This window comes from Streptomyces sp. NPDC048290 (assembly GCF_040652095.1).
GTDB lineage: Bacteria > Actinomycetota > Actinomycetes > Streptomycetales > Streptomycetaceae > Streptomyces.
Genome location: NZ_JBEZLM010000025.1, coordinates 89,387 through 110,459 on the forward strand (window position 1 = coordinate 89,387; position 21,073 = coordinate 110,459).

The following is a 21,073-nucleotide window of genomic DNA, read 5'->3' on the forward strand; positions in this document are numbered from 1 at the left end:
AGGAGTGAGCGACATGCCCGCCGACGCCAAACCGATCACCTCGGTGTGGACCCGCCCGCGCCGCCCGCAACGCGAGCAGCTGACACGCGAACAGATCGTCGCCGCAGCACTCGAACTGCTGGACACGGAAGGCGCCGAGGCGCTCAGCATGCGCAAGCTCGGCACCCGTCTGAAGGCCGGCGCCACCTCTCTCTACCGGCACGTGGCCAACCGCGACGAACTGATCCAGCTGGCCGTGGACGACGTGTTCGCGGAGCTGGACCCGTCGGCCGCCGGCCGCTCACCGTGGCGCACCGAGGTCTCCCGCACAGCCGCCGGCCTGCGGGAGATGGTCCTGCGCCACCCATGGATCGGCCCCGAACTCGGCCAGGTCGGACTCCTCCACGTCGGCCCGAACGCCCTCCGGATGACGACGGACCTGCTCGCGCAGTTCGAGGCGGCCGGCTTCCCCGAGGACGAGCAGGACCATGCCGCGGGGGCACTCATGGCCTACGTCATCGGAACCGCGACCACCGAGGCCGCCTACCTCTCGTCGATCGCCCGCAGTGGAGTCTCCGAGCGCGACTGGGTGGCGGAGCACAGCCCGGAATCCAACGAGGCCGCCGACCCGCGACAGGTCCGCGAGGACCGCTTCCAGTACGGCCTCGACCGCATCCTCGACGGCCTCGCCACCCGGCTCCCGCCGACAGGCACCCACACAACCGGACGGACGCGACCCCGCCGATAGAGCCCCGCCCGAAACCGGACCGCCGAACACTCAACAGGCCGAGGACGAGTGACAGGCAGCCGCCAGCCGGGATTCGAAGGCAGCCGCCGGATCCGGGAGGACGGCGTGCGCGGGCTGGGCCGGGGCCGCGGGCCGGCATGGAATGGCTCCTCACGGCGTCGGGACGGGAGGGGGAACACCCATGGCCCGCAGGCGGGGTGACGGTGACGAGGTCCGCCCGTCAGGAGACGGCCAGCCGGTACCGGGCCAGGCACCCTGACAACGCCTGGCAGGGCAGCCGACCGTTCACGCCGGGCGGCTCACCGGCCTGCACGGCTGGGGGCCTCTGGCGGGACTGGTTTCGGACTGTTGGGGAGGTGCCCCGGGAGTTCTCAGGACGTCAGCTACAGGGTCCAGCGCAGGGTGTGACCGGCGGAGGTGGTGTAGCTGACGGTCTGGTGGCCTGCGGTGGCTTCGATCGTGAACCACCCGCGGCGGGGGCGGTTGAGTCGCTGCCACAGGCGGTAGGCGGCTTCGACGGACTCCCACAGGTCACGCGGTCCGCCCACGGTGACTCTCGCCGATCCTTCGGGCAGGTCGGCGACGTGGGCTGCGGACCCGTCGGCGGGGTCGTAGAGGGTGGTGACGTGGAGTGCGCCATCGGTTGTCGTGTAGGAGCGGATGAGGCCGGGGGCAGGTGGAGCTGGGCGAAGGAGCCGTCCCGCGTGATCGACGGTCACAGGGCACAGTCCTGGCGTTTCCGCGACTCTGGCATCAGTCGCGCGCCCAGCACCCCGCGGTCGCACATGGCGGTCAGCAAACCTATGTAGTCCGGACCAGCATCGCCCGGTAGTCCACCTGCTCCCTCGCCGACCACCCGCCTGTTCGGGACCCAGTCGGTGCTCTCGCCGTCGTGGTCGGCGTCCGTCTTGACGTACGACATGAACGTCAGCGGCGCATCACCTTCCGCCGCGAAGGCGAGCCGCTTCTCGGTCTTGCCCGGAGGCCACATGTCGCCGCTGTCGAGGGAGGCGATGTAGTCCCGCGGGCCCGGGAGATCGCCAAGCGCGTCCTGCCTGAGCCGGCACCCGAACAGGGCGGTGCGGGCCGGGCCCGCAACCTCGTCCTGGGCCGCGAACTCGCGCAGCAGGTCCCAGGAGCCGTCGGAGGACCGGTCGTCGGTGGCCAGCAGCTCCAGGTCACCGTGGGTCTGCGTGAGGACCGACCGGACGGCCGCGCCGAGGGTGACGGCCGACCATGTGAGCGTCTTCGGTGGCAGCGGCCACACCGGCATCTCCCACCACCACACCGCCGCCCAGCCCACCCCGGACGAGGCACTGCGGGCAGCCGTCGAGCTGACGCGGGCCCTGCGGACGCAGCCTCCGCCCCAGGACCAGGGCCCGTTGGACGAGGCGCTGCCCCTGCTCGCCGCAGGCGCGGACCCAGGACCTGACGGGACGGGGCCGCAGGCACGGCGGCGGGCCCTGCTCGCCGACGCAGGACTCGCCACGACCGTCGGCAGACAGGCCAGCGGCTGCTGGGCTCCGTCCGAGCCGCTCTGGAGCTGCTCGCGAGCTGACCGCCGCGCCCCCGCTCCGCCCTGGCCTCCCCCCTCGCCCGCCGTAGGGGCGTTGCGCCCTTCGGTTGCCGCAGGCCGCCATTGCGCTACCGGCACGCCCGGCCCGGCTCGCCGTATGACCGCTGCGGCATCCGCGGTGACGACTCCGCGGTACTGCCCACCCGTGACTCGCCGGGGTCCAGGACAGCCCCGTAGCCGTGGGCCAGCTGGTCAAAGAACTCCGCGTGCCCGAAGAGGAGCGCGATTGCGGCTACAGCTTCGGCTTCGCCGACTACTGGACACGAGGCCGGGGGTACGAGGACGTCACCCTGCCCGTGATGCATGAAATCCAAAAAGGGGCTAATGGGTGAAGCGTTGTCCGACTCGGGCAGGAATCCGATTCTCGCCCCGGAAGTAAACAGTTTCGATCTGCCGATTCGCACACTGAGGCCCTTTCTTTTCTCGGGCAAATGAGATGGACGGTCAGCCGCCCGGCCTCACCGTCCACTGGGATCTAGCGCCGGGCAGTCCCCAGACAGCGGGCGATAGCAAGAAAACTTGCGGCCTCAGAGACGGGCATCAATTGCAGCTCAAGCCAGTGGGAGTGGTCCGCATCCCGGTGTCCACAGTACCCAGGCTCACCCTTGTCAGCAGCCACAGAACCGACGCCAGAAATACATCCACTTCGGAGCTACTCTTCAGCACCGAGCCAGCACTTTGACTTCCAGTAGGAGAGCAGCCCGTCGACGCCTCCCGGCCTGGTGCAGCACCCAGACCAGGACTCCGACCCCAGGGAGCAAGCCACCGAAAGTCATGGGAGAGCGGAGCAACTGCGCGCGGACAGTTCCTTCTCTGACCCTGAGGGGACCTGAAGCGGTTGGCGGACATCTAACAAGCATCTTGGGTGGTGGCCTGTCAGTTGCAGCGCGTCCGTCGTCTCGGTGGGCCTTGCCACCGGCCCACATGCCGACATGTGTATGGAGCACGGCGGTTGAAGTCACGGTCGCTTGCGGGTTGCGGCTCCATTCTGTGCGGCCGTGCAAGGTTGGTTCCAGAGTTGACCCTCGCGGGCTGCCTTCTATGAGATCAGTGAATTACCTCACGGAATCACCACAGGAACCGGACGTAAATCGGCACAGATCATTTCATTTGGCCTGATGACTATAAGTCGGCGAGATGTCCCTGTTCACGGCTGCACCCCGATGGCACTTTTCAGCCACGCGGGCGACGGTGTCCGGGATTGTTGACAGCATGGCGCCATCCGGTCGCTTTTGATTTTCCGTGCATAGATTGTGATCTATCTAACGTTTAATTGCAGACTTCCCGTGATTCTTTGCAGTTGGCATCCGGTTCCTTTGCCTGCCCATGAGGCGTCTTGAAATCACCTTCAACGGAATTTATCTTCCGGGCTAGATTGTGCGGCTGGTGCGACTTCGCACAGAAATATTTCCCATGAGGAAGGTGACAGCGCATCGTGCACTCATCTGAAAGACCGTCATTGCTAAGACGCAGACGCCGCAATCGCCATGCAGCGGCCGTTGCATTGCTGCTTATCGCAGAAACCGGAATCGCGGCAACGAGTCAGGCTGCTGCGTCGCCCGCCCCTGAGCGCAAGACCGAGCCGGTGGAGGTCTCCCAGCCGTCACAGGATGAGATTCTCAAGGCCGATATGGAGTGGGCCGCCCGGCACGCCAAAGGCTCGAAGGCGTGGGCGACACTTGAGGCGAAGAAGACCGGCGAGAAGGTGGTCGCGTCCGACGAGACGACTGCCACGTCCGTCACCGTGGCCAATCCCGACGGAACGCTGACCACCGAAATGACCTCCGGGCCCGAACGGGTCTGGCGCGGCGGCAAGTGGCGCAAGGTCGATGCCACTTTGACGAAGACCGCCGACGGAGGTGTGAAGGCGAAGGAACACCCCGAGGGCCTGCGTCTGGCGGGCCAGGGCGGCACCGTTCCACGTTCTCTGGCAGCCGCCCAGAGCGCTGCTGCACAGGACTTGGTCACCCTCGGCACCGGGGACCAGTCGGTGACCTTGCAGTGGAAGGGCGGCCTGCCCGCGCCGGAGCTGGACGGCACCACCGCCCGTTACCGCGAGGCCGTACCCGGCGCCGACGTGATCGTCGAGGCAACGCGGACCGGCTTCGAGCAGTTCGTCCAGATCCACGACAAGCCGGCCGACTCCTACTCATACACCTTGCCGGTCAGGGCCAAGGGCCTCAAAGCGAAGGCGAACAAGGACGGATCTGTCACCTTCACCGACGCCAGGACCGGCCGGCGACGGGCGACGATGCCCGCTCCGGTCATGTGGGACAGCTCCGTGGACAAACGGTCCGGGGAGCACACCCGCCGAGCCCGCGTCGACATGAAGGTCGTCGACAAGGGCGCCGGCAAGATCGACCTGGTCGTCACCCCGGACGCCGACTACCTGGCCGACCCCGATACGCAGTACCCGGTCACCGTCGACCCGTCCACCTCCGCACTGTCGAACACCTTCGACACCTACGTGCAACAGGGCGAGACCGTCGACTGGTCCACCGACGTCGAACTCGACTTCGGCAATCCGGGAACGAAGAACGCCGACGGCACCCCGCGCACCGCACGGTCCTTCATCACCTGGAACACCACCCCGATCCAGGACGCACTGATCGTCGACACCAACCTGGCGCTGTGGAACTTCCACTCCGGCAACACCGACTGCAGCACCCAGTCATGGACCGTCTGGGACACCACCGCAGCGTCCACCTCCTCGCGCTGGAGCGCCCAGCCCACGTGGAACCAGCAGTACCACTCCTCCACCGAGACCCGCGGAAACCCCGACTGCACCGGTACCCAGCCCGACGGCTGGATCAACGCCGACGTCGACACCCTCGTCCAGACCTGGGCCTCGGCGAAGGCGACCCGCGGCCACATGGGCCTGCGCGCGGCCACCGACGACACCCGCGCCTGGAAACGCGTCAACTCCGGCAACGCCACCACGAACCAGCCGAAGCTGACCGTGGACTACAACTACCGGCCCTCCGACGGCACCGACCGCCAGGCCGGCGCACCCTTCAAGTCCTACGCCGGCGTATGGGCGGTGAACACCACCACCCCCACCCTGCGGGACACGTTCACCGACCCCGACGGCGACACCGTCAACGGCACCTTCCAGGTCTACGACGCCGCCACCAACACACCCATCACCACCCCTCTCGGTGAGGGCCTGCTCGTCTCCGACCTCGGCCCGCAGGGCAAACCCGTCAGCGTGGTCGTACCAGCCGGGCAGCTCAAGGACGGCAAGACCTACAAGTTCCGCACCAACGCCTACGACGGCACCCACTACAACCTCAACTGGTCCCCCTGGACGCAGTTCGTCGTCGACACCACCGCACCGGGCGAGCCGCAGAGCATCAGCTCGGCCACCTACCCGGAGGACTGGGGCGGCGCCTCGGGTGTCAAGGGAACCTTCGACGTCACCACCGGCGCCCCGGACGCCAACGAGGTCCAGTACCGCCTCGACCCGTACGAGGACGACGCCGCCGACCACGGCTGGCAGTCGACGCGTACCACCACCGCAACGGCGAGGGCCGCGGTTCCGGATGCCACGTACACCCTGACCCCGGCGGCGGACGGCAACCACCTCGTCCAGACCCGCACGGTCGACTGGGCGGGCAACGTGGGCCCGATCAAGGACTACGGATTCACCTCCGGGACCCGGAACTACAACCGCGCCCAGAAGATCGACATCGCGATCCCGACACTGGATCCGAACGCCGCACCGCTGGTCCAGACCGACACACCGCAGGCACCGCCGAAGCCCGACGGCACCGACTCCGGCTGGAAGGGCTGGGAGCCCCGCACCTTCTCCAAGGGCGGCACGGAGATCACCGTCACGCCCAAGACGGAACGATCCCTGGAAGGCACCCGCAAGGCGGCCCAGGCCCTGCGCACCAGGGCTCCGTCGTACCCCGACCCGATCATCAAGGGCACATGGTGCCAGCCCTCGCTGTACGGAGAGGCGCAGAAGTCACTGATCACCCGTAACGAGGCGTGCCTGTTCTACGACGTGGGCTACCGGGTGACCTACATCTACCAGGGGATCCCGGTCGCCACCTACCGCGCCGACTTCGAGATCGCCTTCCAGGTCACCACCGACCCGAAGACGTCGGAGATCAAGACCTGGATCCAGATCAACCCGATCTACAGCGACTTCCCGCCGGACGACCGGGCCGTGCTGCTCGGCGACGGCGGGCAGGACGCCTTCATCGACTCCATGTGCTTCAGCGACGGTTGCGAAGGCGGATCGGGAGCGAAGAACTTCGACTTCTACAACGATCTGAGCTGGAAGGGCGGCGGTGAGTACGACCCGACGGACAGCCACATGGCCACCGGCACCGCCGACCACAAGTGGAACGGCAGCGTCAACAGCGCTTCGGGTACGCGCGACATCGATCTGTCGAAGGAACTCCCGGTCTGGTTCGTCGGCCACTTCGTCACCGAGTCCGGCCCGCCGGACGGCAAGGGCGACAAGGAACTGGACACCGGACCGTGGCGATCGCCCGCCATCGATGTGCGGTGCGACAAGATCGCGGCCAACGGTGCCGATGCCGGTTGCGTACTGCCGCAGTACCTCCCCGAGTACAAGTTCAACACCGCTAAATACCCGTCGGCCGCGGCACATGCCTGGCTGATCCAGAACAAGTCGAAAGTCAAGGGAAGCGGCAAGGACCGCTCCGACCCGCTGCAGTACCTCGCGAGGAAGGAACGCAACGCATGGTCGTACGAGCGGACGAACAACCGCGACAAGGTGATGTGCCCCAAGTCGCGCTCCAAGCGCACCGACGGCTGGGTGCCTGACAAGCCGTTCCTCAAGCACCCGTGGACCGCTCTGCACCCGGAGATCACCGACGGGGCCCCCGAGACCGTGTCCTGCGACGAGTTCCCGTTCTCCTCCACCTACCAGTCCCCGGGAGTCCCGGCGGCGAACGACGGACAGAACCCGGCCGGTGCGAACGGCGGCGGCGAGTGCATCCAGACCGTCGCGGCCAAGACCGACGACGGCAGCGAACACCTGCTGGACGACACCCGCTACGACGCACCGACCTTCAACGAGAACTGCGGCCGGTCGTCCATGTCACTGAAGGTCAACTCCGGTTCGATGAACCCGGACAGCTTCTACGAAGGATTCCTCAAGAAGTTCCGGATCATCGACAAGGACGGGTACACCCTCGATCCGGGCAACGCCTGGTTCAAGAACTGCGACACCACCAAGGCTGACCTCGTCTGCACGATGGCCAAGCCCTGAGTACCAGGCTGGTCGGCACCGGGTTCCGGCCCGGCGCCGACCAGCCGCGTTCAGTGCAGCGGCACCCAGTCCCCGGCGGCACTCGTGAGCCAGGAACTCTGCGGGTCGTCCCAGATCAGGCAGCCGTAGACGATACCCGGCACGCCGGACGAGCCCATCAGATCGGCCGGCCCTGCGGTCAGGGCGCGGTGAACAACCGTCAGATAGGCGGCGATCGACGGATACTGCGGAGGGTCGATCCCCTCGGGGAGTTCCCAGCAGCCCACGCCGCCAGGGCCCGCGTAGTGGCCGGACTCGGGGCCGGCTTCGTCGCGGGTGAGCCACGGAACGACCGGCGCGCCCCACCCCTTGCCGCCACCGAGAAGCACCGCCGACATGGCCTGCTCCGGAGTGAGAATGACACCACCGGGGAGGAAGGCCCCCGAGGCGACCTCCTCCTGCTCGTCGCCCTCGATGTCCTGGTGCTCCACCCCGCCGCAGAGCCGCCACAGCGCCGTCAACTCGGCAGGCAGCCCGTACCCGAGGTGTTGCCGCAGCTGATCGTCCGCCGCGGCGATGTCCTCCTCCGCCGCCGACGGCAGCAGGGAGGCGTACGACGTGGGAGCGTGCTCCGCCAACCAACGGGTGAGAGCGTCCCATGCCTCGGCAAGGGCTTCGTCCTCATGGCTTCGTATCGACATTCGCCCACCGTAGCAACGGCCGGGATTCCGCTGCTCGGCACGCCTGCCCCGCGCCCTCGGGAGGCGCGACGGACCGTCCGAAACGCGGCCCGTGATGCCGTGATCCGTACGGGTACTTTCTGCCTACCGCAGGCGCCGGACCCGAACGGAGACGAGGCAGACGGCTCCGACGCCGTAGCAGGCGCCGCGCAGGGCGCGGGCGAGGGCGGTCCGGCCACAGTGCCGGGACGTTCGGGCTGCTTGGGCGAAGAGGTGTTCCGATGTGCGTGGGGAGCCGCCGTGCCGGTCGGCCAGGGCCGCGGCGAGACGGGCCCCGATGAGTGCCGGGGATGCGCTGTCGAACAGGTCACCGGGATGGGGCAGGCAGCCTCGCAGGCCCCATCGGGGACGATGCCGAGTCCGTCCCACTCCTGCCTGACCGGGACGCGAGCGGGTGCTCGGCCTGGTACGAATAGTCAAACGCCTGCTTGCTGAACTCGCAGGCCGCAGGGACCACTGCCGGCATCGAGAGCCTGCTCGCCGAGTACGAGCCCGGCGGTCTGTCCAGCGCCGCCTTCGGCCGGGCCCTCGCCACACTGATCCGGGAATCCGGGAGCTCCGGCAGGTCGACCCGGCGGGTTCCGCAGGCCAACTCAGCAAGCGGATCATCTGGGTGTCGACGCTATGGAACCAGCCTCTTGAGACATCACACCTAGTGCTGTGACCGTGAAGGTTCACCGGGTTGCTCGTTGTGCTGGTTGGAAGCGAAGTCGCTTCCAACCAGCAGGGGAGGCGGGATGGCGACACCGGTCAGGGTCCGGAGGCTGACGGAGCAGGAGGGGCAGAAGCTCCGGCAGATCGTTCGGCGGGGCAGCACGAGCTCGGTGCGGTTCCGGCGGGCGATGATGCTGCTGGCCTCGGCCGGCGGCAGCACGGTCCCGGTGATCGCGCGACTGGTCCAGGCGGACGAGGACACCGTCCGTGATGTGATCCACCGCTTCAACGAGATCGGGCTGGCATGCCTCAACCCTCAGTGGGCGGGAGGCCGTCCCCGCCTGCTGAACAGTGACGACGAGGACTTCGTTATCCAGACGGCCACCACCCGACCCACCGCACTGGGCAAGCCCTTCACCCGCTGGTCGGTCCGCAAACTGGTCGATCACCTGCGCAGGCACATCACCAGGCCCGTCCTCATCGGGCGGGAGGCCCTGCGGTGCCTGCTGACACGCTGCGGGATCACCTTCCAGCGGACGAAGACCTGGAAGGAATCCCCGGACCCGGCGTTCGACGCCAAACTGGAGCGGATCGAGTACGCGATCAACGAGCGACCGGACCGCACGTTCGCCTTCGACGAGTTCGGGCCGCTGGGCATCCGGCCCACCGCTGGCTCCTGTTGGGCCGAACAGAGCCGCCCCGGTCGGCTTCCCGCCACCTACCGCCGCACCCACGGCATCACTTACTTCCACGGCTGCTACTCCGTCGGCGACGACAAACTGTGGGGCGTCAACCGGCGCCGCAAGGGCATCGACCACACCTGGACCGCCCTGCGGTCGATCCGCGCTGTCCGTCCCGACGGCGGCCCGATCTACGTGATCCTCGACAACCTCTCCGCCCACCTGAATTGGAAGATCCGCAGGTGGGCGGCCCGCAACAAGGTCGAACTGTGCTTCACCCCGACCTACGCGTCCTGGGCCAACCCCATCGAGGCCCACTTCGGACCGCTGCGACAGTTCACCCTGGCCAACTCCCACCACCCCAACCACACCGCCCAGACCCGGGCCCTGCACGCCTACCTCCGCTGGCGCAACCAGAACGCCCGCCACCCCGACATCCTCACCGCCCAACGACGCGAACGGGCCCGCATCCGAAGCGAACGAGGCATCCGCTGGGGCGGCAGACCACTACCGAGAGCAGCCTGAACACCCAACACGGTGAACCTTCACGGTCACAGCACTAGCGATCCGGCTCGGCAACGTTCCACTCCCGGGGCAGGTCCCCGCCGCAGAAGACGCAGACGAAGTTCTCCTCCCGCACGATGTTCACCTCCCGGCAGAAGCGGCAGCGGCGGAAGACCACCTCATGGGTGAAGCCGGACGGGCGCTGCATCCCGATCCGGTCCAGGGCCTCGGCCACGGCCGGCCATGAGACGACGTCCGGGCAGTACCCGGTCGACAGGTTGCTGACCTCCTCCACCTCCCACCGCCCGGACTCCTCATGGAAGCTCATCTCACCGGCGCTCAGCACCTCTTCGCCACCGGCGCACACCACGTGCTCGCTGCGGCGCGGAGCCAGCCGCAGCACCCCGTCCACACCGGCGGGGCTTCACGCGTGAGGCCAGCATCTGTGGCTTCGCCCAGGGAGGAGCAACGATTCCGGTAGGGGGGCGACCTTGGGTCGTCACCGCTGCACACAGTCTGTCCGTACCGGGCGGGCCAAAAGGAACTTGTTCGCCGTCAAGGCAGCGGGAGTCCTGGCCCACACCGTGTACTGGTGCTGGATGCTCTGGGCGCTGTTCCAGCAGTCGCCCGCGGGCACCTGGTGCTGAGTCCAGGTGACCGGCGGACAGACCGCGTGACGACTGGCTAAGAAACCGTCTTGCAGGGCAGTTCTTCTTGGCCGGTCCGCCGCCGTGCCGCAAGGTGCGGGGGCTCTCTACACGCCTGGCTCCGGGGAGCCGGTGAATGCATCTAAGACGCATCAAAGTCGCGTCCCCACAGCGCAAGGCCGACTGGCGCTCCCCGGCATGGCTGAGCCCCGCCTCTGGAGCATCCCCGTAGCGAGGGGCGGACCCGGGGAGTCCGGGGGCACGTCGGGATTCCGGCTTTCCGCGGACTTGGCTTCGGGTCGGAACTCGTGGGCGTCGCAGATCGGGAGCGACAACGCGGTCCGCAGAACATTCCCCCAGAGCGGGGCCGACAGGACCCCGAGGATGTCGGCGTCCGGCTCACCCGTAACATCCCCGCAGCGCGGGGCCGACTCGGAGTCCAGGGCGCCAAGGGCGCGTTCGTAGTTCGCCTGGGTCTCCTGGCCGAAGGTTCCGGCGCCGCGTGTGCGGCCCTGGGTGAGGCAGTGCTCTTTGACCATGTGGGGGTTGGCGTATCTCACGGGCTGCTGGGTCCGATCGTCCGGGCGGCCTTGAGGAGGATGTTGCAGGCGCTGCGCATGAGGTGGGTTGCTTCGGGGCCGGTGGTGGTGAGGGTGAGGAGGTAGGCGCCGGGTTCGCCGGTGGGCTGCATGGTGATGGTGGCGGCGGGTGCCCCGCCGGGCGGGAACGGTGCGGCGTCCTGGCTGACGTCGATGTCGCCGGTGTGGTAGCTGACGCCGTCGGGGATGGCTTCCATGGTCGCCGGTATGCGGACCGTGATGGGGCCGGGGGGTGTTTCCACAGCTGTGTCCTCCCAGTCTTCAGCTATCGGATAACAAGCCGGTATACCATCGGAGCCCTGTGGTGCGGCATGACCCAGATACGCCAGAATCCGTCGGCACCAAGGTCCGCGCCCTCGCCGACCGCGGCGCCGTACGCGACCTCATCGACGTCCACGCCGCGGCCCGCCACTACACCACAACCGATCTCAAGCACCTCGGACGGCGCCACACCCGCACCGAGTTCGATCTCCACGACCGCCTCGTCCGCTGAACGGAGTCGGCAGCCAGGAAGGCCCTCAACGGGAGCGCGTACTGAACCTGATGATCAGCCGGGAATTCTCCGAACGCACTGAGACCCTTGACGAGGCCATAGAACTGCTCCGGTCGGCGACACCTCAACGGGTCGGCGGTCAGGCCCGTGTTCACCGGGAATGACGGGAAGGGGTGAGGGCCGCCATCGGCGATGACGAGACGTCGGCCGTGGCGGGTGGGGGTACGGTGCCGGACGGCAGGGCCCACGACGATGCGCTCGCCCGCTGTCGTGGTGGCCGCCGTGCTGACGCCGGCCTTCTCGAGGAAGGCCTTCGCCGGTAACTGCCGCGTCGCCTGCGGGCGGCACATGGCCCGGACCCGCCCTACCTGGTGTGAAGGCATGGGGGCAGTGCCCGGCCGTGGCATTGCCGTCAGGTGTGATCGGGCGGATGCCGGGCGACGGTTCGGGCCACGGCGAGGAGGGCTTTGAGTGCGGGGCGGTCCTGGTGGGGGAGCCATGCGAGTGCGGCGGTGGTGGGGGGAAGACCGGCGACGTCGGCGTAGGCGATCTTCGGGCGCGGGTAGAGCATGCGCGCGGCGGCCGGGAGGAAGGTGATGGCGGCTCCACTCGCGACGGCGTGGAGCATTCCTTCAAGGTCCGAGACCTGGGGGCCGTAGCGTACGGGCGTGCCGTCGGGACGTGGGTTGGCCGTCCAGAAGTCCCACCATGCCCGTGGTGCTCCGGGCGGGACGTCGACGACGGTGTGGTGGGAGAGCTGCGCCAGTGTCAGGGGTGTCTGGCCGACCAGGGGGTCATCGGCGGGCATACAGACCACTCGCGATTCGGTCGCCAGGTGAAGGGTGCGCAGTGCCGGGGGAAGGGGTGGGCGGAGGAATGCGGCGTCGATCTCTCCCTGGGCGAGGGCTGAGACCTGTTCGACGAAGCCGACGCTGCGGATCTCGGTGGTGATCGCGGGGTGCCGGGCACGGAGCTCTTCGAGGATCGCGACGGTGTACGGCATCGAGGCTTCGGCGCCGATCACGCCCAGCCGCAGGTGGCCTTTGACGCGTCGTGCCAGGGTGGATGTGCATGCCTGGAACCGGTCGGCGGCGGCCACGAGCGCCTGGGCTGCCGGTACGAGCTCGTGTCCGGCGTCGGTGAGTTCGACATGGCGCGTGGTGCGGTGCAGAAGGCCGACGCCCAGGCGGGCCTCCAGAGCCCTGATCCGCTGGCTCAGTGCGGGCTGCGTGAGGAAGAGCCGCTGAGCGGCGCGGCCGAAGTGGAGTTCGTCGGCCAGGACCAGGAACTGGCGGAGCTGGGAGATGCTCGGCTCCCCACGTCCGCGGACGTCCGACTGCGGCGGTTCGACGCCTGGTTCGTTCAGGCGATCCATAACCGGGACGTTATCGATCCGCCCCGGGAACCAATAGCTGGATCCAGGACAAAAGTCCTTCGCTCGGGCCACCATTTCGGTGAAGGCGCGTCAGGACTGGCAGACAGGCCTCTCAACCCTTTGATTCGGGGACCCGCTGTGCCCGGGGGACGGAGGCGGCGGCACGCTGGATCGGGCCGCGGACGCCACCGCCTACATCAGGAGGAGGCCGCCGCGATGACGCCCGGCCCCCACCGGATGCCGGTGCGCCGGACGCGCCCCGGAGCGGGGTCGCGTCGGTGAGAACGTCAGACACAACGGAGGAAATGCCATGATCGCTCGCCCGATTGCCGCGCGGGTCCACCGGCTGCTGGCAGTGATGGCCCCGGCTCTACTCATCGCGGGTATGTCCACCGGCGCCGCCACGGCGGCCGGTGCACCCGAGGGGGAGCCCGGCGCGAAGTACTGCGTGATCGAGGTCGGCAGGTCCGTCGGCGGGGGCATGTCGCCGGTGAAGTCGCAGACGTGCAGCGACGACCCGGACTCGCGGGCCTTCACGGCCGCGGCCGACGTGCTGCTCATGGAGTGGTTCTGGAACGCGTACAACAATCCGTCGAACCTGACGCGCGTCATCGGGTCTGACGGACCCTGCGACGCGTCGGGCTACCGCCTGAAGCCGAACCTCATCTGGGACAACGAGATCTCCGGATTCAACACGTACAGCGGCTGCCACCAAGTGACCCTCTACGACGGATACAGCTGGGACGGCGACTCGTCGTACTGGTACGACGGGACGCACGACGGGCCCGACGCCGGCTATGTCGGGGCGCACATGAACGACCGGACCAGTTCTCTCTGGATCCGGTACTGACCGTGCGGCGGCCGCAGAGGCGGTCCCCTACGGTGTATCCGGATCAGCCTCACCGTCGCCCACCACCAGCTGCTGGGCTCGACTGCACCGGTGACAGGTACGCCGTGCTGAGGGCGCGTTCCAGCGCCGCCCGCATCCAGGAACAGTTCGTCATCAACCGGCAGCAGACCGAGGCCGGTCTGTCTGCGACCGACTTGCCGATAGAGGAGGCGAAGTGAGAGCCATCAGGTCGGATCTGGCTCGACGCATTCGTGCCGGGTTGGTGTTCTTCACCGTTCTGGTAGCCGCTCTCGCCGCGACGGCGACGCCGGCGCAGGCATTCCCTCAGCCTCGCTTTTCCGCTCCGGTGAACGGCGGCTACTTCTACTTCAGCAACACCCTGGTCGGCTGGGACGGTTGCATGGACGTGCGGGGTGGCGGCTCGACTTCGGCGGATGGAACCGCTGTTCAGCTCTGGCAATGCCGGGTCGAGTGGAACCAGCAGTTCCAGACGGTCCGGATCGGCACAGTGAACGGCGTGGATGCCTGGCGGCTCAAACCGCGCTACGCCTTGTCGAAATGCGTACGCGTGAAGGACGCCGGCCACAGCGTTGACATAGAGATCGCCACCTGCAACAGCTACGACTGGGAGCAGATGTTCCAGATCGAGCACGTCGGCGGCCGCGGCTACCGTGTCCGCCCGGTGTTCAACCACTGGTGCCTGGGCCCGACGTTCCTGGGGAATGGCGCCCGGATCATCATGCATCCCTGCAACGGTGACCCGATCCACATCTGGCGGCTGTCCTACTGAACCGCCCAGCGGTGTGGTCGCTCCGGCCCGGAACGACCACACCGCAGGTCCCGCCACTCGTACGGCACAGGCTCGGCGCAAGCCACGCGGGCCTGCTCGACCGGCGGTGGACAGTCGTCGGCCGGCTCCTCCAGCCGGGGGAACGCGCACACGTCCAGTGCCCGCATCGCGGCAGTCCGCCGCTGCACCGCCTCCGCGATCGACAGGCCCACACTGAACGGAGGTGCGGCCTCCTGGTGCGCGGCGAGCGCGTGGCGGTGACTGTCCGAAGCGGTCTCCCGGGTACGCTGCGGCCCGGCGGGCGCGTCTGCCGGCTCCGGGCCGGCGTCGGCCGCTTCGGTCACCGCCATCGTGCCGGGCGCCAGGATCCGCAGGGTGCGGGCGACAGTGCTGCCCGCCGACTGGTTGGCGGCCGCGATGATGAGGACCTGCTCCAGGCGGGTCTTCGTCGCCCAGGCCGCCGACTCAGCGACTTTGGCGCGGGTCGCCCCGGCCGGAACGCCTGCGGCTGAGTGCGAAGCGCCGGCAGCCTACGATCAGCGGCAACCTTTTTTCGTGTCATGCCGAAGGAGCGCGCTGGTGGCCGAGCTTGTCCGGCAGTACCGCCTGAAAGCCGATGTGGGCTTCCACGCCTTCGGGCTTCAGGAGTCTGATGACGCCGACCTGCCCACGCCGTTCCCGGACGACTTCGAGCAGGGCGTGTTCCTCAACGCCTTTCCCGGGCGGCTCGACTTCCACAGTGCCGGTCACACCCACACCGCGCTGGTCGACGTGGAGGTGTGGGACGGGCCGCCGCCGCAGCGCGATCCTTCCGGCTGGGACGAGCAGGGCGAGGCCGACTTCGTGTCGTCCAGCGGTGAGGTCGCGGTGTGGTCCATGAGTCTGGGTCGTACCGAGGAGGTGTTCGCTCTGGGCGGGGCCGGCCGGTGGCGGGTGCGGGCGGGCTGCACCGGGCGGGCGCGGGCCGCCGCGCTGTCGGAGGACGAGGGAACGGGCGAGGGCGTGGAGCGCTACCTGGTCGAGTTCTGGCCGGCGGGACGGGTAGAGCCGTAGGGCGAGGCGGCCCGGGACGCTGGCCCGCGCTCGCCCCGCCCATGCCGTTCGGGCGGTTCAGGAGACGATCTTCACGATCAAGGCGTCGTCCATGCCGTCAATGATCCGGTTCTTGGCGTAGAGGCTGAGCAGGAGGCTGCCTCCCGCTCCGTTGTCGGACTTGGCGATGGGCCGTACGGAGAAGCTGAACTTCTTCGCGGCCGTAGGGAGCGCGAGTACCTCCGCGACCGCGCCCTCGATGGCCACGAGAGCGCGCGGCACACTGCCCGCGGGCTGTCCCGGTCGGGGCCGTGTGGACGGCTGCGCTTGCGATCCCCGCGTCCCGGCAGGTGTGAGCGATGCGTAGGTCGGCGATGAGGATCACGCGCATGGCCATTCCTCCTCAGCAGTGCTGCTCCTGGAGTGAGTCCTCAGCCGTGCTGCTCCTGGAGTGAGTCGGCGAGATAGCGGCCCCATCCTTCGGCGGACATCTCGAAGAACTGGCGGGTGTCGAGGGTGAGATGAAGGTCCTGGCGGAACTTGGCGAGGGTGCGCATGGCGCCCAGGGAGTCGTATCCGAAGTCCAGCAGGTTGAAGTCGCCGGTGAACTCGCTGCGGGGTACGCCCAGTTGCTCGGCCAGACTGATCCAGACGTACTCGTCGAGGGCGGCTTCGCGTTCTGCGGCGGGCAGGCCGAGTATGCGTGTGAGCACGTCGTCCGGCTCCGTGTCGTCGTGCGGCCCGGAGTCCGCCCGGTGGTCGATGCCTGTCAGCACCGGCCGGACCCGATGAGACTCCAGCAGAGGTTTGACGACCTCCCAGTCGACCTCGGCGACGATGCGTTGTTCCGCTCCGGATGCGAGTACGGCGCCCAGGTGGGTGAGGGCGGCCGTGTGGTCCAGCGCGCGGAACCCGGTGGCCGCCACCCGTTCCGGGAGGCCTCGTCCGCCGAGGCCGCTCACCATGTCCCAGCGGCCCCAGTTGAGGGTGGCCGCGGGCAGTGCACGCGAACGGCGGTGTGCTGCGAGGGCGTCGAGGAACTGGTTGGCCGCGGTGTAGGCGCCCATGTGTGCGGCTCCCCAGACGGAGGCCACGGAGGACATCAGCGCGAAGAAGTCGAGGGGCAGGTCCGCCACGGCCTGGTGCAGCAGCCAGGCGCCGTCGGTCTTGGGGCGCAGTACCTCGCGGAAGAGTTCCGGCTCTGCTTCGGCCAGGTCCTGGCCGAGGGAGAGTCCTGCCGCGTGCACGACTCCGGCGAGTGGCCGGGGTCCTTCGCGCAGTTCGGTGAGGAGCTTTCGCATGGCTGTCTCGTCGCAGACGTCTGCCGCGACCACGTGTACGGCGGCGCCGCGTTCTTCGAGGGCCCGGACGTCCGCCACCCGCGCGGCGGTGTTCGGTGACAGGGTGCCGTCGTCCCAGGTGGCGCGGTCGGGCAGACCGGTGCGGCCGGTGAGGACCAGGTGGCGGGCCCCGGAGTCGACGAGCCAGCCCGCGACGAGCATTCCGACGCCGCCGAGGCCACCGGTGATCAGGTAGACGGCGTCGGGTCTGACCAGTGGCGCTGTCGAGACGTCGGTGTCGGTGCGCCGGGTCAGTCGGGGCACCAGGGTCTGTCCGCCGCGTACGGCGATCTGGTCCTCCTCGGGCGGGGTGCCGTGGAGCAGTATGGCTGCCAGCGCGTCCAGGTCGGGAGCGGTCTCCGGGTCGAGGTCGATGCTCGCGCCCCACAGGTGCGGATGTTCGAGCGCGATGGTCTTGCCGAGACCGATCAGCGGTGCGGCCCCCACTGCCAGCGGGCTGTTCTTCTCGCCTGTCGGCTGCGCGCCCCGGGTCACCACCCACAGTCGCGAGCCGGCCGGGGGTGCGGTGTCGTCGTCGCGGGCGGGCCGGGCCAGTGAGCGCACGATCTGTGCCAGTGCCTCGGGGCCGAGGAAACGTGCCCGTGCCACGTCGGCGGGGCCGGCCGCGTCGCCGCGCGGTACGTCCAGGCCCCACATGTGGACGATGCGGTCCAGGGGGCCCGCCTGCCGGACGAAGTCGGCGACGGTGTCGAGCCCTTCCGTCTCCAGCGGGGCGGTCCGCGTGGGGTCGTGGCCCGCGGGGGTGGCGTCGCTCGCGTAGCACAGGAGGCACTCGTCGCCTGCTTCCTCCAGCCGCTGGGCGAGCAGTTCGGCCAGGCCGGAGGTGTCGGCGAGGAGCAGGGTGCGGCCGGGGCGTCCGAAGGTGGCGGTGCCGGGGCGCAGCGGGGTGGGGATGGGGGTGGGGGTGGGCTGCCAGGCGAGGCCGTAGCTGTCGGACGCTGTGGTGGGGGCGGCGGTGGCGGTGGTCGGGCCGCCCTCGATCGTCCTTCCCACCGGGAAGGAGTAGCGCTGCCGTTGGAAGGGGTAGAGGGGCAGTTCGGCCCGTCGCCGGGCTGTGTCCGGTGCGCAGGGCCAGGTGATCGGGGCGCCCAGGAGGTAGAGCCGTGCGAGGCTGCTGCGGATCTCGGCGGCGTCGGAGCTTTCGGGCCGCAGCGATGCCAGCCACTGCAGGCTGTGGTCCGTGATGGCGCGCGCGCCCATGCCGAGCAGCACCCGGCCGGGCCCCACCTCCAGGAAGGTGCTCACACCCGCGGCCTTGAGTGTCTCGAGTCCGTCGTGGAATCGGACGGTGCCTCGTGCGTGACGGCACCAGTACTCCGGGGCGCGCAGGGTGTCGGCGTCCGCGAACTGCCCGGTCACGTTGGAGACCAGGGGAATCCTCGGCGGCTGTGGGGTCAGGCCCGCGGCGGCGCGGGCCAGCGCGGGCAGCGCCGCTTCCGTCATGGGCGAGTGGAAGGCGTGCGACACCTTGAGTCTCTTGGCCTTGACGGCGCGTTCCGCCAGTGTCGTGGCGATGGCTTCGATGTCGGTGAACGGTCCGGAGAGCACGGTGTTGTGCGGGCCGTTCACCGCGGCGACGGACACGCTGTCGCCGCGCTCACCGATGACCTCGAGGGCCTCGGCCTCCGACAAGGGCAGGGCGAGCATGGCTCCCGGCTGTGCGTCGTCCATGGCTCGTCCGCGTACCGCGATGAGCGTGGTGGCGTCCTGGAGTGTCAGTACGCCGGCGACGCAGGCGGCGGTGACCTCACCGACGCTGTGCCCCATGACGGCCGCCGGGCGGATGCCCCAGGAGAGCCACAGCTGTGCCAGCGCGTACTCCACGGCGAACAGCGCGGGCTGTGTCCAGCGGGTGCGGTCGAGGTCGGCGCCGTCGGCGGCGAACACCACGTCGAGCAGGGGCTTGTCGAGGTGGTCGCGGAACAGTTCCGCGCAGCGGTCGAGGGCGTCGGCGAAGACGGGCTCGGTGGTGTGCAGTTCGCGCGCCATGCCGGGGTACTGGGAGCCCTGTCCGCTGAAGAGGAAGGCGGTCTTCGGGCGGGCCCGGACGGGTGCCTTGGCGGTCTGCGGGGCGCCGGGTGCCCCGTCGGCGAGGCGCCGCAGTTGCTGTGCCAGTGCGCGGGGGGTGTCGCCGACGACGGCGACCCGGTGTGCCTGGTGGGCGCGCTGGGTGAGGGCGCCGTGGCAGATGTCCTTCAGGGCGGGGCCGTCGGTGTCGCCGCGGTCCGGTGCGGCGGCGAGGTCCGTGAGGAACGCGGCGTACCGGCCGGCGAGCGCGCGCAGGGCCTCGGGGGTGCGGGCGGACAGGGCGAGCAGTTGCGCGGTGGCCGGGGCGGGCGGCTGTTCCTCGGGCGGTTCGGGTGCGGGTGGCTGCTCGACGACGACGTGCGCGTTGGTTCCGCTGGCGCCGAAGGAGCTCACTCCGGCGAGTCGGGGGCGCCCGTCCTTGGCCGGCCAGGGTGTTGTCGTGGTGGGGATGCGCAGGTGCAGGCGGTGCCACTCGACCATCGGGTTGGGCTGGTGGAAGTGGAGGTTGCGCGGGATCTCTCCGCGCTGCACCACGAGGATCGTCTTGATGAGTCCGGCGATGCCCGCCGCGGCCTCCAGGTGTCCGATGTTCGTCTTGGCCGAGCCGACGAGGAGCTCGTCGCCGGTGTCCCGTCCGGCGCCGAGTACGGCTTCCAGGCTGTGCAGTTCGGTGGGGTCGCCGAGTACGGTGCCGGTGCCGTGCGCCTCGACGTAGCCGATGTCGGTGCCGGTGACCCGTGCGTCGGCCAGGGCCGCCCGGATCACGGCCTGCTGGGCGGTCCCGTTGGGCACCGAGATGCCGCCGGCCCGGCCGTCGTGGTTGAGGGCGCTGCCGCGGAGCACGGCCAGGACGCGGTCCCCGTCGCGCCGCGCGTCCGAGAGGCGCTTCAGTACGACGATGCCGCAGCCCTCGCCGCGGCCGTATCCGTTCGCGGAGGCGTCGAAGGTCTTGCAGCGGCCATCGGGGGCCACCGCCTGCGCCTGGCTGAGCAGCACGAAGCCGTAGGGGGCGAGGATCGCGTTGACGCCGCCGGCGAGCGCCAGTGTGCTCTCACGGGAACGCAGGCTGCGGATCGCCTGGTGGACCGCGGTGAGGGAGGACGAGCAGGCGGTGTCGAGGACCTGGGCCGGTCCCTCGAGGCCGAAGGTGTGACAGACCCGGCCTGCGATGAAGCTGTTCTCGCCGAACAGCTGGTAGCTGTCGATGGCTTCGGCGGCCCCGAACTGCTGCCGCATCCGCACATAGTCGCTGGTGCTGGCTCCGATGAAGACGCCCGTCGCGCTGCCGTGGAGCGAGTCGGGCGCGATGCCCGCATGTTCCAGGGCCGCCCAGGCGCCTTCGAGGACCATCCGCTGCTGGGGGTCCATGCCGAGGGCTTCGGGCGGTGAGATGCCGAAGAGCGAGGCGTCGAAGTCCTCGGCCGTCTCGACGTACCCGGCGTCCGTGACGTAGGCCTTGCCCGGTACGCCTCGTTCGGGGTCCACGTACGGTGCCGTGTCCCAGCGGTCCGCGGGGAACGGGCCGACGGCGTCCACCCCGTCACTCAGCAGGTCCCAGAACGCGTCCGGGCTCTCCGCCGGTCCGGGGAAGCGCAGGCTCATGCCGACCACGGCGATGGGTTCGTGCTGCGCCCGGTCCCGTTCCTCGAGTGCCCCGCGGAGTCGGGACACCATGGTCAGGGCCTTTGTCAACTTCTCGCCGAAATCGACCTGTTCCGCGGGCGAATCCGTGGACGTCATGGAAGCCATCCTCCGAAGTGACACAGGGAAAAATGTGAGCTCGATTGCGC

General features: G+C 69.1%; 14 protein-coding genes and 2 pseudogenes. 8 read left to right on the forward strand and 8 right to left on the reverse strand.

Translation table 11 applies throughout. From position 1 onward, the window contains the following. The first annotated feature begins 13 nt into the window (after nucleotides 1–13). Nucleotides 14–727 carry a TetR/AcrR family transcriptional regulator gene (locus tag AB0D49_RS33260; protein ID WP_362764940.1) on the forward strand — a complete coding sequence of 238 codons (714 nt, stop codon included), beginning with the start codon at nucleotides 14–16 and terminating at the stop codon, nucleotides 725–727. Nucleotides 728–1,110: 383 nt separating this feature from the next. On the opposite strand, the gene AB0D49_RS33265 is transcribed toward AB0D49_RS33260, so the two are convergent. Both AB0D49_RS33265 and AB0D49_RS33270 read right to left on the reverse strand, forming a co-directional pair. Beyond that, nucleotides 1,111–1,275, reverse strand: coding sequence for a hypothetical protein (locus tag AB0D49_RS33265; protein WP_362764942.1), 165 nt, complete (start codon nucleotides 1,273–1,275; stop codon nucleotides 1,111–1,113). A gap of 170 nt (nucleotides 1,276–1,445) precedes the next feature. Beyond that, nucleotides 1,446–2,000, reverse strand: a pseudogene (locus AB0D49_RS33270) (glycosyltransferase); the annotation flags it as partial. 482 nt (nucleotides 2,001–2,482) lie between these two features. Here AB0D49_RS33270 and AB0D49_RS33275 point away from each other — a divergent pair. Further along, nucleotides 2,483–2,635, forward strand: a complete 153-nt coding sequence (locus AB0D49_RS33275) for a hypothetical protein (protein ID WP_362764945.1) — start codon at nucleotides 2,483–2,485, stop codon at nucleotides 2,633–2,635. 1,298 nt (nucleotides 2,636–3,933) lie between these two features. After that, nucleotides 3,934–7,551 carry a DNRLRE domain-containing protein gene (locus AB0D49_RS33280; protein WP_362764947.1) on the forward strand — a complete coding sequence of 1,206 codons (3,618 nt, stop codon included), beginning with the start codon at nucleotides 3,934–3,936 and terminating at the stop codon, nucleotides 7,549–7,551. Nucleotides 7,552–7,601: 50 nt separating this feature from the next. On the opposite strand, the gene AB0D49_RS33285 is transcribed toward AB0D49_RS33280, so the two are convergent. Beyond that, nucleotides 7,602–8,231: a hypothetical protein gene (locus AB0D49_RS33285; protein ID WP_362764950.1), complete on the reverse strand. Its 630-nt coding sequence runs from the start codon at nucleotides 8,229–8,231 to the stop codon at nucleotides 7,602–7,604. A gap of 776 nt (nucleotides 8,232–9,007) precedes the next feature. On the opposite strand from AB0D49_RS33285, the gene AB0D49_RS33290 reads away from it, so the two are divergent. Then, nucleotides 9,008–10,129 carry an IS630 family transposase gene (locus AB0D49_RS33290; protein WP_362764953.1) on the forward strand — a complete coding sequence of 374 codons (1,122 nt, stop codon included), beginning with the start codon at nucleotides 9,008–9,010 and terminating at the stop codon, nucleotides 10,127–10,129. A 34-nt stretch (nucleotides 10,130–10,163) separates the two neighbouring features. Here the strand turns inward: AB0D49_RS33290 and AB0D49_RS33295 are convergent. Further along, nucleotides 10,164–10,523, reverse strand: a pseudogene (locus AB0D49_RS33295) (hypothetical protein); the annotation flags it as partial. Nucleotides 10,524–11,311: 788 nt separating this feature from the next. After that, nucleotides 11,312–11,596, reverse strand: coding sequence for a hypothetical protein (locus AB0D49_RS33300; protein ID WP_362764956.1), 285 nt, complete (start codon nucleotides 11,594–11,596; stop codon nucleotides 11,312–11,314). A gap of 59 nt (nucleotides 11,597–11,655) precedes the next feature. Between AB0D49_RS33300 and AB0D49_RS33305 the strand changes: the two genes are divergently transcribed. Next, a complete protein-coding gene (locus AB0D49_RS33305; RefSeq protein ID WP_362765073.1) occupies nucleotides 11,656–11,847 on the forward strand; it encodes a nucleotidyl transferase AbiEii/AbiGii toxin family protein in 192 nt (63 codons plus the stop codon). 412 nt (nucleotides 11,848–12,259) lie between these two features. On the opposite strand, the gene AB0D49_RS33310 is transcribed toward AB0D49_RS33305, so the two are convergent. Continuing rightward, entirely contained in the window at nucleotides 12,260–13,222 is a 963-nt protein-coding gene (locus AB0D49_RS33310) for a LysR family transcriptional regulator (protein WP_362764959.1), read from the reverse strand. Nucleotides 13,223–13,532: 310 nt separating this feature from the next. Here AB0D49_RS33310 and AB0D49_RS33315 point away from each other — a divergent pair, with 310 nt between their 5' ends. The 3 genes from AB0D49_RS33315 (at nucleotide 13,533) to AB0D49_RS33325 (ending at nucleotide 15,915) form a co-directional block, all read left to right on the forward strand. Continuing rightward, nucleotides 13,533–14,072, forward strand: coding sequence for a hypothetical protein (locus AB0D49_RS33315; RefSeq protein ID WP_362764962.1), 540 nt, complete (start codon nucleotides 13,533–13,535; stop codon nucleotides 14,070–14,072). Nucleotides 14,073–14,286: 214 nt separating this feature from the next. Further along, nucleotides 14,287–14,862, forward strand: a complete 576-nt coding sequence (locus AB0D49_RS33320; RefSeq protein ID WP_362764965.1) for an RICIN domain-containing protein — start codon at nucleotides 14,287–14,289, stop codon at nucleotides 14,860–14,862. Between the two features lie 579 nt (nucleotides 14,863–15,441). Next, a complete protein-coding gene (locus AB0D49_RS33325; RefSeq protein WP_362764967.1) occupies nucleotides 15,442–15,915 on the forward strand; it encodes a hypothetical protein in 474 nt (157 codons plus the stop codon). 57 nt (nucleotides 15,916–15,972) lie between these two features. On the opposite strand, the gene AB0D49_RS33330 is transcribed toward AB0D49_RS33325, so the two are convergent. Beyond that, nucleotides 15,973–16,176 carry a hypothetical protein gene (locus AB0D49_RS33330; protein ID WP_362764969.1) on the reverse strand — a complete coding sequence of 68 codons (204 nt, stop codon included), beginning with the start codon at nucleotides 16,174–16,176 and terminating at the stop codon, nucleotides 15,973–15,975. 149 nt (nucleotides 16,177–16,325) lie between these two features. Beyond that, nucleotides 16,326–21,023 (reverse strand): type I polyketide synthase, encoded by a 4,698-nt coding sequence (locus AB0D49_RS33335; protein ID WP_362764971.1) that lies wholly within the window; start codon nucleotides 21,021–21,023, stop codon nucleotides 16,326–16,328. Nucleotides 21,024–21,073: the final 50 nt, after the last annotated feature.

What these genes read in the sequence shown, in the direction of transcription:
- AB0D49_RS33310 (WP_362764959.1), bottom strand. Translation starts at nt 13,222, where the DNA reads ATGGATCGCCTGAACGAACCAGGCGTCGAACCGCCGCAGTCGGACGTC.
- AB0D49_RS33285 (WP_362764950.1), bottom strand. Translation starts at nt 8,231, where the DNA reads ATGTCGATACGAAGCCATGAGGACGAAGCCCTTGCCGAGGCATGGGAC.
- AB0D49_RS33335 (WP_362764971.1), bottom strand. Translation starts at nt 21,023, where the DNA reads ATGACGTCCACGGATTCGCCCGCGGAACAGGTCGATTTCGGCGAGAAG.
- AB0D49_RS33280 (WP_362764947.1), top strand. Translation starts at nt 3,934, where the DNA reads ATGGAGTGGGCCGCCCGGCACGCCAAAGGCTCGAAGGCGTGGGCGACA.
- AB0D49_RS33315 (WP_362764962.1), top strand. Translation starts at nt 13,533, where the DNA reads ATGATCGCTCGCCCGATTGCCGCGCGGGTCCACCGGCTGCTGGCAGTG.
- AB0D49_RS33260 (WP_362764940.1), top strand. Translation starts at nt 14, where the DNA reads ATGCCCGCCGACGCCAAACCGATCACCTCGGTGTGGACCCGCCCGCGC.
- AB0D49_RS33290 (WP_362764953.1), top strand. Translation starts at nt 9,008, where the DNA reads ATGGCGACACCGGTCAGGGTCCGGAGGCTGACGGAGCAGGAGGGGCAG.